The organism is Picosynechococcus sp. PCC 8807 (genome assembly GCF_001693295.1).
Classification (GTDB): Bacteria; Cyanobacteriota; Cyanobacteriia; order Cyanobacteriales; family MRBY01; genus MRBY01.
This window is the reverse complement of the sequence record NZ_CP016483.1, coordinates 1,921,341-1,934,861: the sequence shown is the minus strand read 5'-3', so window position 1 is coordinate 1,934,861 and position 13,521 is coordinate 1,921,341. Positions and strand designations below refer to the sequence as shown.

11 protein-coding genes are annotated in these 13,521 nt (G+C 50.0%); 6 read left to right on the top strand and 5 right to left on the bottom strand.

From position 1 onward, the window contains the following. Positions 1–24: 24 nt before the first annotated feature. Entirely contained in the window at positions 25–972 is a 948-nt protein-coding gene (locus AWQ24_RS09375; RefSeq protein ID WP_065716660.1) for an NAD-dependent epimerase/dehydratase family protein, read from the bottom strand. A gap of 121 nt (positions 973–1,093) precedes the next feature. Here AWQ24_RS09375 and AWQ24_RS09370 point away from each other — a divergent pair, with 121 nt between their 5' ends. Continuing rightward, positions 1,094–1,927, top strand: a complete 834-nt coding sequence (locus AWQ24_RS09370) for a DNA-formamidopyrimidine glycosylase (protein ID WP_065716659.1) — start codon at positions 1,094–1,096, stop codon at positions 1,925–1,927. A 13-nt stretch (positions 1,928–1,940) separates the two neighbouring features. Here AWQ24_RS09370 and sufR read toward each other — a convergent pair whose 3' ends face one another. After that, positions 1,941–2,597: an iron-sulfur cluster biosynthesis transcriptional regulator SufR gene (gene sufR / locus AWQ24_RS09365; protein WP_041443540.1), complete on the bottom strand. Its 657-nt coding sequence runs from the start codon at positions 2,595–2,597 to the stop codon at positions 1,941–1,943. A gap of 178 nt (positions 2,598–2,775) precedes the next feature. Between sufR and sufB the strand changes: the two genes are divergently transcribed. From sufB to AWQ24_RS09345, 4 genes are all read left to right on the top strand, one after another. Further along, positions 2,776–4,215 carry a Fe-S cluster assembly protein SufB gene (gene sufB, locus AWQ24_RS09360; protein WP_012307425.1) on the top strand — a complete coding sequence of 480 codons (1,440 nt, stop codon included), beginning with the start codon at positions 2,776–2,778 and terminating at the stop codon, positions 4,213–4,215. Between the two features lie 66 nt (positions 4,216–4,281). Beyond that, the gene (sufC, locus tag AWQ24_RS09355; RefSeq protein ID WP_030006368.1) at positions 4,282–5,055 is read left to right on the top strand and encodes a Fe-S cluster assembly ATPase SufC; all 774 of its coding nucleotides are present in this window, start codon (positions 4,282–4,284) and stop codon (positions 5,053–5,055) included. Positions 5,056–5,057: 2 nt separating this feature from the next. After that, on the top strand, positions 5,058–6,416 hold the full coding sequence (sufD, locus tag AWQ24_RS09350) for a Fe-S cluster assembly protein SufD (RefSeq protein WP_157096848.1): 1,359 nt from the start codon (positions 5,058–5,060) through the stop codon (positions 6,414–6,416). A 57-nt stretch (positions 6,417–6,473) separates the two neighbouring features. Then, positions 6,474–7,736, top strand: a complete 1,263-nt coding sequence (locus AWQ24_RS09345) for a SufS family cysteine desulfurase (RefSeq protein ID WP_065716658.1) — start codon at positions 6,474–6,476, stop codon at positions 7,734–7,736. Between the two features lie 50 nt (positions 7,737–7,786). Here the strand turns inward: AWQ24_RS09345 and AWQ24_RS09340 are convergent, their stop codons facing one another. Continuing rightward, on the bottom strand, positions 7,787–8,545 hold the full coding sequence (locus AWQ24_RS09340; RefSeq protein ID WP_065716657.1) for a hypothetical protein: 759 nt from the start codon (positions 8,543–8,545) through the stop codon (positions 7,787–7,789). Between the two features lie 283 nt (positions 8,546–8,828). Between AWQ24_RS09340 and speA the strand changes: the two genes are divergently transcribed. After that, entirely contained in the window at positions 8,829–10,763 is a 1,935-nt protein-coding gene (speA, locus tag AWQ24_RS09335) for a biosynthetic arginine decarboxylase (RefSeq protein WP_012307419.1), read from the top strand. 96 nt (positions 10,764–10,859) lie between these two features. On the opposite strand, the gene AWQ24_RS09330 is transcribed toward speA, so the two are convergent. Further along, positions 10,860–11,996: a CO2 hydration protein gene (locus AWQ24_RS09330; RefSeq protein WP_065717349.1), complete on the bottom strand. Its 1,137-nt coding sequence runs from the start codon at positions 11,994–11,996 to the stop codon at positions 10,860–10,862. A 31-nt stretch (positions 11,997–12,027) separates the two neighbouring features. Then, the gene (locus AWQ24_RS09325; protein ID WP_065716656.1) at positions 12,028–13,509 is read right to left on the bottom strand and encodes an NADH-quinone oxidoreductase subunit M; all 1,482 of its coding nucleotides are present in this window, start codon (positions 13,507–13,509) and stop codon (positions 12,028–12,030) included. Between the last annotated feature and the right edge of the window lie 12 nt (positions 13,510–13,521).

The window sequence follows — 13,521 nt, the reverse complement described above, 5'->3', positions numbered from 1 at the left end:
CCTCAGGGATTTTTTTCATACAAACTAATACAGACTTTGAATCCAGTCCCATTCTCGCCGCAGGCCCTCGCTGAGTTTCACCTGGGGGTCATAACCCAAAATCGTTTTCGCCTTGGTCACATCGGCGCTGGTGTGTCTGGCATCTCCCCGGGCGCGATCGCCATAGTTCCGGGGAATCGGCTGACCAACGATCTGGTCAATTTCATCGAGCACATCATTTAAAATTACCCGACTGCCCCCACCAATATTAAAAATTTCGCCAATCGCCTTTGGTTCCTGGGCGGCCAACAGATTCGCCTGGACTGCATCGCTGATATAGGTAAAATCGCGGGTTTGTTTGCCATCGCCGTAAATGCCAATGCTTTCCCCCAGGATTGCCGCCCGGAAAAACTTATGGAAAGCCATATCGGGCCGTTGCCGGGGGCCATACACCGTGAAATAACGCAGGGACGTGACCGGAACAGCGTAATTTTTTAGGTAAAGCCAGCAGAGCCGTTCCGCCGCCAATTTTGTGATGCCATAGGGAGAGACGGGCTGGGGACAAATGGTTTCTGGGGTAGGCATCGTTTCCGCATCGCCGTAGACCGAGGAGGTGCCCGCATAGACGAAGCGCTCTAGGGTGCCAACTTTTTTCGCCGCCTCTAACATCACCTGGGTGGAATTAATATTTCGTTCGGTGTAATCCCGAAAGCCGATGCCCCAACTGGCTCGTACTCCCGCTTGGGCCGCCTGATGGTAAACCACACTCACGCCTTGAAGCAGGTCTTCCCAATCGAGGTGCTGAATATCTGCTTCGATCAGTTGGAAATTTTGGTACTGGGCGAGGGCTGCTAGGTTTTTGCGCTTGAGGGTGGTGTCGTAATAGTCATTCACTTGGTCAACGCCCACCACCGTAATCCCTTGCTGGAGGAGGGTTTCCGCGAGGCTAGAGCCAATAAATCCCGCAGCGCCTGTGACAATGACCTTCGACATAATGATGTTCGGGGGGAGAAAAATTTGATGTTTCCAAAATAGAGGATGGCGTTAGGCGATTGCAAAACTTTTCTCCGGAGTCCCCTGTTATATTGTCCCAAGAGATTTTTTGAGAGAATCCATGCCAGAACTACCAGAGGTGGAAACCGTTCGTCGCGGTTTAATGCAAATTAGTTTAAATCAGCAGTTTACAGGAGCAGAAATTCTCCTCCGGAAGACCCTGGCCTATCCCACAGATCCCGATCACTTTTTAGGGATGATCCAAGGCCTGGTCATTCAAGACTGGCAACGGCGCGGTAAGTATTTACTCGGAAAATTATCGGATGGCTCAACCCTTGGGATTCACCTGCGGATGACAGGGAAATTTCTCTGGACAACCCCGGATGTGCCTGTGCAAAAACATACTCGGATACGCTTTTTCATAGAAGGCGATCGCGAACTGAGATTTGTTGACCTGCGCACCTTTGGGCAAATTTGGTGGGTCCCAGCGGGAACCATTGTGGAATCTGTAATTACGGGATTGACACGCTTGGGCGTGGAACCGCTTTCTCCAGATTTTACGGCGGATGTGCTGGCCAATTTCTGCAACAAACGTCAGCGGCCAATGAAAACTTTCTTACTGGATCAAAGCATCGTGACGGGCTTGGGCAATATTTATGCTGACGAAGCGCTGTTTAAATCGGGCATTCACCCCACCCGCAAAGCTAGCAGCTTAAAGATGTCAGAAATCGAGAGGCTACATAAAGCAATTGTTGAAGTCCTAGAAACCTCTATTTCCCAGGGGGGAACGACCTTTAGTGATTTCGTGAGCACCACGGGCACCAACGGCAACTATGGCGGCATGGCTCTCACCTACGGACGCACGGGGGAACCCTGTCGTGTTTGCAGTCATCCCATCGAACGAATCAAGCTTGGCGGGCGATCAACCCATTTTTGTCCCCAGTGCCAGGGCTAAGGTTTTTGTTGGGTTAATCTTTGGCTTGAATAATGTAGCCGCACTGGTGTTCCCCTTCGTTGATCCACTGGGTGCGGGTCACGGTGCAGTCGGGCAAAACTTCTTCAAACATCTCTAATTCATTGCCACAGACCACCGGGAAGGATTCTGCCACATCGGCGATCGCACAATGGTGTTCCGTTAATAAAAAACCGTCATGACCATGGTCTGTCGCCGGAATGACCTCCGCCATGTAGCCTTCTTCTTTGCGTAAATTGACCAAACGGGCTAAACGCTCTGGTAAGGAACCATCCCCAAGGCGATCGCGGTAGCTGTGGGCTTTCTTTTGCCACTGTTTGCGGAGCACTTCCTTGACCTGCTCTTCCCCCGCCGTCTCTGCCAAAGTATCCAAAAAAGACACCGCAAAATCGTTATAGCGGTTCGGAAAGCGATCGCGGCCGGCCCGACTCAGACCATAAAAATAATTAGGACGCCCCAAACCCTCCTGCTTTGCCCGGTGTTCAATGAGGCCTTCTTCTTCTAGATCTTTCAGGTGACGTCGCACCGCCTGGGGGCTAATTTGTAAAGATTTCGCCAACTGCACAGCCTTAACTTGACCATGTTTCAATAAATATTCCAAAATGTCATGCTTCGTTGAACGGGTTTCGGCGCGGGTGTCAGAAAGGGTCATGGATAAGCCGTTAGACAAGATCTACCACAAATATTTGACAACTTTTTTGTTGTTAAAGTACCTTGAATAGAAACTAAAACAACCAAACAGTTGTTAAACTAATCATATCGCGTTTTCTTAATCCGACAACGCCAAACCCAGAAAGCATTACCCATTCTGTAGAGAGACTGACCCCAGCATGAGTGCGACCGTCAAAACCCTTGTCAATCAGCCCTATAAATATGGTTTCGTCACAGATATCGAGACGGAAAAAATTCCCCGTGGCCTCAGCGAAGATGTCGTTCGCTTAATTTCCGCCAAGAAAAACGAACCGGACTTTATGCTGGAGTTTCGTCTCAAGGCTTACCACCAGTGGCTTAAAATGGCTGAGCCAGAATGGGCCCACGTTAAATATCCCCCCATCGACTACCAGGACATCGTTTACTACGCTGCCCCTAAAAAAGAAACTAAAAAAATCGAGAGCCTAGACGAAATTGATCCGGCCCTCCTAGAAACGTTTGAGAAGCTAGGCATCCCCCTTTCAGAACAAAAGCGTCTATCCAATGTCGCTGTAGATGCCGTTTTTGATAGCGTTTCCATTGCGACCACCTTTAAAAAAGATCTCGCCAAGCACGGTGTAATTTTCTGCTCCATTTCCGAAGCACTGCAGGAATACCCAGACCTGGTCAAAAAGTATCTCGGTACCGTTGTGCCCACTTCTGACAACTACTTTGCGGCGCTCAACTCTGCCGTGTTTAGTGACGGTTCCTTCGTCTTTATTCCCAAAGGTGTGAAATGCCCGATGGAGTTGTCCACCTATTTTCGGATCAATGATGGGGAAACAGGTCAATTTGAACGGACGCTGATTATCGCCGAAGAAGGTGCCTCCGTGAGCTATCTCGAAGGTTGTACCGCACCAATGTTTGACACCAATCAGCTCCATGCTGCTGTGGTCGAACTGGTGGCCCTTGACAACGCTGATATCAAATATTCCACCGTCCAAAACTGGTTTGCGGGAGACGAAGAGGGCAAAGGCGGTATCTACAACTTCGTGACGAAGCGGGGCCTCTGTAAAGGTATCAATTCTAAGATTTCCTGGACTCAGGTAGAAACCGGCTCGGCGATCACCTGGAAATACCCCAGTTGTGTCTTGCTCGGCGATAACTCCGTGGGTGAATTTTATTCCATTGCTTTAACGAATAATCACCAGCAGGCCGACACGGGCACCAAAATGATCCACATCGGTAAAAACAGCCGTAGCACAATTATTTCTAAGGGCATTTCGGCAGGCAAGTCGAAGAATAGCTACCGGGGCTTGGTGAAAATGCACCCCAAAGCCGACGGAGCGCGGAACTATTCCCAATGTGATTCGATGCTCATTGGCGATACAGCAGAAGCGAATACCTTCCCCTACATCCAAGTGGATAACCAAAATGCCAAGGTGGAACATGAAGCCTCCACTGCAAAAATTGGCGAGGAGCAGCTCTTTTACTTTGCCCAGCGGGGTATCGCCGAAGAGGACGCCATTTCAATGCTTGTTAGTGGCTTCTGTAAGGACGTACTCAGTGAGTTGCCGATGGAATTTGCGGCTGAAGCGGATAAACTTCTCAGCCTCAAACTCGAAGGTACTGTTGGGTAGCTTCAAACCTCAATTATCAGCAAATAAGTATTCGTTTTTTAGTTCAGAAATAAGCAATCGAAGGCAATGAGTGACGTTATTTTAGCGATTAGAAATTTGACTGCGACCGTCGATGGTCAGCCGATTCTCAAGGGCGTTGATCTAGAGATCAAAGCAGGAGAAATCCACGCAATTATGGGCCGGAATGGTTCAGGAAAAAGCACCCTGTCAAAAATTATTGCGGGCCACCCTGAGTATGAAGTCACTGGTGGCGAAATTATCTACAAGGGCGAAAACCTCTTGGAGAAGGAAGCCGAAGAACGGGCTTTAGATGGTATTTTCCTCGCCTTCCAATATCCGTTAGAGATTCCTGGGGTGAGCAACCTTGATTTCCTGCGGGTTGCCTACAATGCCAAACTCAAGCATCAGGGTAAAGAGGAGATTGATGCCTTTGATTTTGAGGATTTGATCGAAGAAAAACTCGAAGTGGTCAAAATGAACCCCAGTTTCCTCGAAAGAAGCTTGAACGAAGGCTTTTCTGGGGGCGAGAAAAAGCGCAACGAAATTTTACAAATGGCCCTACTAGAGCCGAGTTTAGGCATTTTAGACGAGATTGATTCTGGCCTCGATATTGATGCGCTGCGAATTGTGGCGGAAGGGGTTAATCAATTGGCAACACCCGATAATGCGTTTCTTTTAATCACCCACTACCAACGCCTATTGGATTACATTACGCCCCAGTTTGTCCACGTGATGTACGATGGCCGGATTGTGAAGAGTGGCGGTAAGGAACTTGCCCTGGAATTAGAAGCAACGGGCTATGATTTCCTCGATCAAGAACTGGCTGCGGGGGTTGTGTAACGATGTCTAGCAGTACCATGACAGCGGCGATCGCCTTTTCCCAGAGTCAACCCACAGAAGTCGATCCCAATCTGGAAAAATTTCTCGGATTACTCGACCGAAACCAATCAGCGGAATTTCAAGCCATTCGCGATCAAGGCCTTAAAAAAGTTCGCCAAGGAAAATTCCCAAGCCGACGGGATGAAGCCTGGCGGGTAACAGATTTATCTGTGCTCAAAAATACGGCTTTTCAGGCGGCGCAACCGACAACCCCAACGGCGGCAGATTTGGAAGTTTTTGCCCTACCGGAAACAACCAACAGTCGTTTGGTATTTGTGAATGGCCACTATGCCCCCGACCAGTCCTGCGTTTCGGGATTACCTGACAGCGTTTTTGTCGGCAACTTCACGGCATTAGCGGCAGATCAAAAAGCGGCGATCGCCAAATATCTTGGCCAGCAGACTCAGCAACTGGATGTGTTTGCCGCCCTCAATGATGCAGGTCTTGGGGATCTCGCCATTGTTTGGGTGCCGAAAAATACCGTTGTTGAACAGCCAATCCAACTGCTATTTCTGGACAACGGTGCGGATCAACCGACGGCTATGCAGTCCCGCTGTCTCGTGATTGCGGAAACGGGAGCCCAGGCCAATGTGGTGGAATATTACGGGGCGATCGCCCAGGGTTGCACCGATCAAGATACCCACCGCTATTTCAACAATGCTTTAACGGAAGTTTGGGTGCAGGCCAATGCCCGCCTTAACCATGTGCGGGTACAACGGGAAGCTGGGGGTGCGATTCATCTCGGTAATACGGCGATCGCCCAAGCCCAAGACAGCCATTACCAACTCACAGAAGTTAATTTTGGTGCCCAACTGAGTCGCCATACCCTGACCCTGACCCAAAACGGCCCCCAAACAGAAACCATTCTCAAGGGGTTAACCATGGTTGGCGCCGAACAACTCAGCGACACCCACACCGCCGTTTATCTCCAGCATCCCTACGGCAGCGTCGATCAACTCCATAAATGCATTATTGACGATGCAGCCCGGTCTGTTTTCAATGGCCAAATCCATGTGCCTCAGAAAGCGCAAATGACCAACGCGGCCCAACTGAACCGTAATTTGCTGCTGTCTCCCAAGGCCAAAGTCGATACCAAACCCGAACTGCAAATTACCGCCGATAACGTGAAATGTGCCCACGGCGCCACCGTCAGCCAACTGGAAGCCGAGGAAATTTTCTACCTCCGCAGTCGCGGTCTCAATGACTATGATGCGCGCCATTTGCTGATTGATGCCTTTGCTGCGGAAATTCTCGATACCGTGGCGATCGCCCATTTACAGCAGGCCCTTACGGGTTGTGTTGCCTGTCGCACCGTTGACTAACTTGTAAATTGCCGCCCCAACTGTTCCCGCTCACCCATCCGACCCAGTGAATCCCCTATGATCACAACCCAACCGAAACCCCTTGCCGAACAGGTTCGTGACGACTTTCCCATCCTGCACCAAACCGTGCACGGGAAGCCACTGATCTACTTCGATAACGCTGCCACCTCCCAAAAACCCAAGGCCGTCCTCGATGCGTTGCTGCATTATTACCAGCAAGATAATGCCAATGTTCACCGGGGGATCCATAGCCTGAGTGCCCGGGCAACGGATGGCTACGAAGGGGCACGGGATAAAGTCGCCCGGTTTATCAATGCGGCCAGTCGTGATGAAATCGTTTACACCCGCAATGCCAGTGAAGCGATTAATCTTGTCGCCTACAGTTGGGGGTTGAGTAATCTGGGGCCGGGGGATGAAATTATCCTGTCGGTGATGGAACACCACAGCAACATTGTGCCTTGGCAAATGATCGCGGCGAAAACTGGGGCTGTCTTGAAGTATGTGCCGTTAACCCAGGATGAAACCTTTGATTTTGAGCAATACCAAGCGCTACTTAGCGACAAAACGAAGCTAGTCACAGTGGTTCATGTCTCCAATACCTTGGGCAATGTAAATCCGGTGACGGAGATCATCCAAGCGGCCCGTAAATATGGCGCAAAAATTCTCATTGATGCCTGCCAGAGTTTGCCCCATATGCCCGTTGATGTGCAGCAAATGGACTGTGACTGGCTTGTCGGCTCTGGTCACAAAATGTGTGCGCCCACGGGCATTGGTTTTCTCTATGGAAAACGGGACATTCTCGAAGCGATGCCTCCCTTCTTGGGCGGTGGAGAAATGATCGCTGAGGTCTTCTTTGATCATTCTACCTACGGTGAACTGCCCCATAAATTTGAAGCGGGAACCCCAGCCATCGGCGAGGCGATCGCCCTTGGAGCGGCGGTGGATTATCTCTCTCAAATTGGGATGGATCGCATCCATGCCTATGAAGCTGAACTCACTGCCTATCTTTTTAAGGAACTCCGGGACATCCCGAACCTAAAAATTTATGGCAAACAACCCGATGCCCAAGGGGAAGGTCGGGCGGCCCTCGCGGCCTTTAATGTTGCTGGTGTCCATGCCAATGACTTAGCGACCCTCCTCGACCACGACGGCGTTGCCATTCGTTCCGGCCACCACTGTACCCAACCCCTCCACCGTCTGTTTGATGCCTCTGGCAGTGCCCGTGCCAGCCTCTATTTTTACAACACCACCGCTGAAATCGATCAGTTTATTGCTGCCCTGAAGGACACCATTGATTTCTTTACCAGCATGGGTAGTTAGTGACAAATATTTTTCAAATCTCCCTAATTTTCGCTAACTGCTAGAGATTATCAGGCAATACTACGAAAACTCACATTGTCTCCTTCTTCTGACTGTTTAAAGAGGAGTAGCGGTGTGGGTTTTGCTTTTTGATCCCATTCGATAGTGACGACACGCCCTTGCACCGTGGGCTGCCAATAGTCAGGGGCTTCACTGGGATTGAGGAACTTTTCGAGACAATCAATAATTTGTTCAACGGTGATGCTGCTAGCTTGGGCGGGAAGTTTTGTAAGGCTAATATTGACGCGAAATAAAACCCCCTCTTGACGTTGACCTTCTCGATTAATCGTGTCGTAATAAACGTCAAAAATTTCATCCACGGGGCGACCACTGGTGGCGATCCCCACAGTGGCTACATCGGCGGTACTGGGGCGTAGGGCAACACTGATAATTAGACGCACCTTAATTTTGAGCTGGTTCACAATCACGTAGTGGAACTGATCTTCTTCCATCCGCATCCGGAGGTAATCGAGGTTAAACTCCCGGGAGTGCACCAAGTCCGGGTTACTTTCCATTTTCTTGATTGTGCTCAGGGCCAGTTTGAGTTTTTTCTTGAGATCGTTAATTTTGTAACGATTGAGCTTGGCTTCTTTTTTGTGCTTGTGATTAATGCCACGAATATAGAACAAAAGACCTAGGGTAGTGCAGAAGAAGGCTGAAGCAAGCGCAATCCATAGGGCAATGCCACCAAAGGTCGGGCGATCTAAGGTTGTAATCGGTGTGGGCTGTTGCGCGATGATCGGCTTTGTGGAAGGGAGGGTTGGCGGCATATGCAAGGATAAACGGAAAATTTTAGGATGAAGGTATGGCCAGAAGTTATTAACAGATTAACAAGGGTCGGTAGGGTCTGTTTCCAGAAGTATAGAAAAAATTTAGAACCATGGAGAGTTCATCGGCCACAATTGGCGGCGGGGCGATCGCCGAATCATTCCCCCAACATTTTCACAAAAACATTGTGTATGATGAGGCGTCTCTGGGAAAATAAAATGGTGGCAATTTTTGAGAATTGTCCAGGCCCGGCAAAAATTTAATGGAATAGGTTGCAAACCCACGATGAACAAAGCCCTTGGTTGTTTGGAGCAGTCAGTGAATACCCGTTGGACAGTGGCGGATAGCGAGACGTTATACCAAGTGGCAGGGTGGGGGGAACCATATTTTTCGATTAACAACCAGGGTCATGTGCAGGTGTCTCCCCTTGGGGACGCAGGGACGAGTATTGATCTATTTGAGCTGGTAGAATCCCTCAAACAGCGAAACATTGGTTTACCCTTCTTAATTCGTTTTCCGGATATTCTCCGCGATCGCATTGAACGGCTCCAGGACTGTTTTGCGACGGCGATCGCCCGGTATGACTATCCGAACCATTACCGGGGTGTGTATCCAGTCAAATGCAATCAGCAGCGCCATTTGGTAGAAGATCTTGTGGAATTGGGGCGCACCCACCACCTGGGCCTAGAAGCGGGTTCTAAGCCAGAACTCATGATTGCGATCGCCCTGTTGGAACCAGAGGCCGATCAAGAGCGACTGCTCATTTGCAACGGTTATAAGGATCAGCATTACATTGAAACGGCCCTCCTAGCGACCCAATTGGGGCACCGCGCCTTGATCGTGATCGAGCAGCCGGAAGAATTAGACTTGGTGATTCGGGCGAGTCAAAGTTTGGGCATCCGGCCGATGTTGGGCATTCGCGCCAAGCTTGCCAGTCGCGGCATTGGTCGTTGGGGGGGCTCCTCTGGCGATCGCGCTAAATTTGGGCTAACCATTCCGCAGATTTTGCGGCTCGTGGAAAAACTACAGGCAGAGGAAATGCTCGATTGTCTGCAATTGTTGCATTACCACATCGGTTCCCAACTTTCCTCGATCAGTGTTGTTAAGTCTGCCATCCGAGAAGCCTCACAAATCTATGTGGAACTGGTAAAACTCGGCGCTCCCATGGGCTTTTTGGATGTGGGCGGCGGTCTCGCGGTAGACTACAGCGGCTCGAAGAACAATTTCCCCTCCTCGAAGAACTACAACATGCAAAACTACGCCAACGACGTGGTGGCGACGGTGCAGGATACTTGCGATGAAACCAACGTGCCCGTGCCCGTGCTGGTAAGTGAAAGTGGGCGGGCGATCGCCTCCCACCAGGCCGTGTTAATTTTTGATGTCCTCGGCAGTAGTGAAGTTGATCCGATTTTGCCCCCGAAGCCCGACTATAAAGAGCATTTGGTGCTGCGTAATTTGCGGGAAACCTACGACACCATTACCCCAGAAAATTACCAGGAAAACTATCACGACGCCGTGCAATTCAAAGATGAAGCCATCAGCCTGTTTAATTTGGGCTATCTCAGCCTAGGCGATCGCGCCAATGCCGAGGAATTGTACTGGTCTTGTTGTCAAAAGATTTTTTCGATTATCCAAGGGCAAGCCAGCATCCCCGAAGACTTTGAAGAACTTTGGCAAAATATGGCCGCCCTCTACTACGTGAATTTGTCTGTGTTTCAATCGGTGCCAGACAGTTGGGCCATTGACCAACTTTTTCCGATTATGCCGATCCACCGACTCCACGAAGAACCGACCAAAAAAGGCATCCTGGCAGATTTAACCTGTGATAGTGACGGACGTATTAACCGTTTTATTGATACCAAGGCCGAAAGTAAAAATCTTCTTGAACTGCACCCTCCCAATGGCCAACCCTACTATCTGGGTCTCTTTTTGATGGGCGCTTACCAAGAAATTATGGGCAACCTCCACAACCTGTTTGGCGATACCCATGTGGTGCACGTGCGTCTGACCGATGACGGCTACCACCTCGAACACCTCGTAGAAGGGGACACGATCAAAGAAGTTTTGCAGTATGTGCAATATGACGTGGCCGATCTCCTCGAAACAATGCGGTGTCGCACAGAGAAAGCCCTCAGTGAAAAACGCCTAACCCTCCAGCAGTCACAACTTCTGATTAACCATTATCGTCAAAGCTTAGAGAGCTACACCTACCTCCACTAATCATCCGATCAGCGCAAATTCACAAGGAATCTGTATTTACTCCAAGCCCAAATATTGACTTGTTTTTCTACAGGATAAGAAAAGCAGCCGCCGTCTCTATGCTTGGCTATTAACAGCTTTAATTTGAGAACTTAAGAGGCGATCCATCCAATGTTCAAAAAATTCACGGTTTGCCTGTTGCTCAGCGAGGGTTTTGGGTTCTAACCCGTGGGGAGCCAGCCCCATCAAAGCCGCACTGGTCACACAGAACATTGATTTTTGGAAGGTTTGGCAAATTTTGACCCGCAAATCCTGCTCTTTGCGCAGGGTGCCCATATAGTAATCCCAGAGATAGTCTGGCAAAAAGTGGCGCATATCTTGCATCAACAGAGTCGGCGGAATCCCCGAACCACCAATGGGTAATGGGTCGGCATAGAGGGCCCCATAGGTAAAGATCCCTTGTTCGGCGGGGACTTGGGCGGCCTGGGCATTGTAGGAGATGGTGCCAGCAAAGGGAGTTCCCCGGAAGAAAATCGCTTCGACGTAGGGAACGGCGGTATCCATGAGGAAGGTTAAACCCGCAGATTCTGGGATCAACTCATACACTTCCCCTTTGATTTCGACCTTGTAGGTGATGGGACGGCTGGCATCAGCTACCAATCCGGCTAGGACGTGGTTGGTCACGTCGGCGGTGGTTTTGATTTCACCGGCATCATAGCGATCGCTCAGGTCGAGAAACATATCACTCATGACGCGCCAAAACTGACCCAAGCCTGTGTAGTAGACCATTTGTCGGGTTTGCTCTAGGAGAAAATCGGGGAAGAGTTTATTCAAACCCAACATGAAGGGATTATTTTTCCAGCGGGCGGCGATCGCCTTTTTGGCGGCCTCAATAAATTCTGGCGTGTCGAGGTAGGCATCTAAACCCCCACCACCATGCCAAAACATCGACTTCATGCAATATTCAGCATATTCAAAGTTAATCCGGTCATGCCACCAATGTTTCAGGAGGCGATCGCCTGTTAATTGGCCGTTGAAATACTTAAAAAAGGGAAAAACATTGAGAAATTGCGATTCAGCCACATAGTTCAGATTATTCGAGTAGGCATCTAAGACCACCCCATAACTCTTGAGGATGCCCACCACTTCCATCACATTTTGATCGCTATTTTCCAGCATCGGTAAACCTTGCTCAAGGCGATGAATGAAAGGGGCAAGGGGATGCCGCGAAGGCTCTAAAACAGCAGTGACCATATTCATATCCACAATTCTTAAACGCTTACTTTTACTTTAAAGAAATTTCAATAGCCGTCGGGGATGCCACCAAGGCCGCCGTGTCGATCTCACTCCAGCGCACCAGCCACTGGGGCTGCAACCCAAAGACGAACAGCAATATCACTAACATAACCGCCGGAAACTGATCCGCCCAATTGACCGGGGACATATTCGTCAGTTCTGGGGTCAAGCGGCCAAAAAAGACCTTATTAATCATCAGCAGAAAATACACCGCCGTGAGACCTGTCCCCACCATACACAGGAGAGTCGCTACTGGATACACCGGAAAGCTGCCCCGAAAAACGAGGAATTCAGCGATAAAGCCCGCCATTCCCGGCAAACCCGCACTGGCCATGACCCCCAGGATCATCAAACTACCCGTCAAAGGCAGACCCCGTTCTGGGGTGAGCAGTCCCCGTAGATAATCGACATCCCGACTGCCCGTTTTTTTGTAGACAATGCCCACTAACAAAAAGAGCAGCCCAGAGATCAAACCATGGCTGACCATCTGGATTTCTGCCGCTGCCAAACTTAAGGGGGTCGCCGCCGCCGCCGCCAGCAGAATAAACGCCATGTGGGCAATGGAGGAATAGGCCACCACTTTTTTCATGTCTTTTTGGGCGATCGCACAGGAAGCCCCATACAAGGCACTGATCGCCGCCCAGATCGCCAACCAAGGGGCCACGACAGCCCAAGCCAGAGGAAATAGGCCAATCCCAAACTTCAGTAGACCATAAGTGCCAACTTTGAGGAGCACCCCCGCCAAAATCACCGATACAGGGGTAGACGCTTCGACGTGGGCATCCGGGAGCCAGGTATGGAAAGGCAGAAACGGAATTTTGATCCCAAAGCCCACCAAAATGCCGCCGAGGAGAACTAATTGGGTCGTCAGGGGCAACAAATCACTGTGGAGGGCACTGTAGGCAAAGGTATTAGATTCTGTGAGGAAGGCCAGACCCAAGAAAGAAGCCAGAATTAAAATTCCGGAAACGGCTGTGTAGAGCAAAAATTTAATGGCGGCATAGCCTCGTTTTTTGCCGCCCCAAATCGCAATGAGGAAATATAGGGGGATAATTTCAATTTCGTAGAACAGAAAAAAGAGCAGCACATCCTGGGCTAAAAACGCCCCATTGACACTCGCCTGCAAGAGCAAAAAGAGGGCGTAATAAAAGCGAGGGCGGTGCAGATCCTTGGGGCTAATCCAGAGGGCTACTAGGGTCAACAACGCATTGAGGGCAAGGAGGGGCAACGATAGACCATCAACACCGAGATCGTAGTTCAGACCCAACCACTCAATCCAAGGATAATGTTCGACAAATTGGAGGCCGGCGATCGCCACATCATAATGGAACCCCAACCAAGCTGTCCAAACAAAAACGAGGGCAGCCGCTCCCAGGGCCATCGTCCGGGAAAACTGATTTTTTTCTCCCTGGGGGAGTATCGCCACCAACAGAGCTCCGGCCAAGGGCAGCCAAATTAAGGCACTCAGCATTCTTTCCTCCAA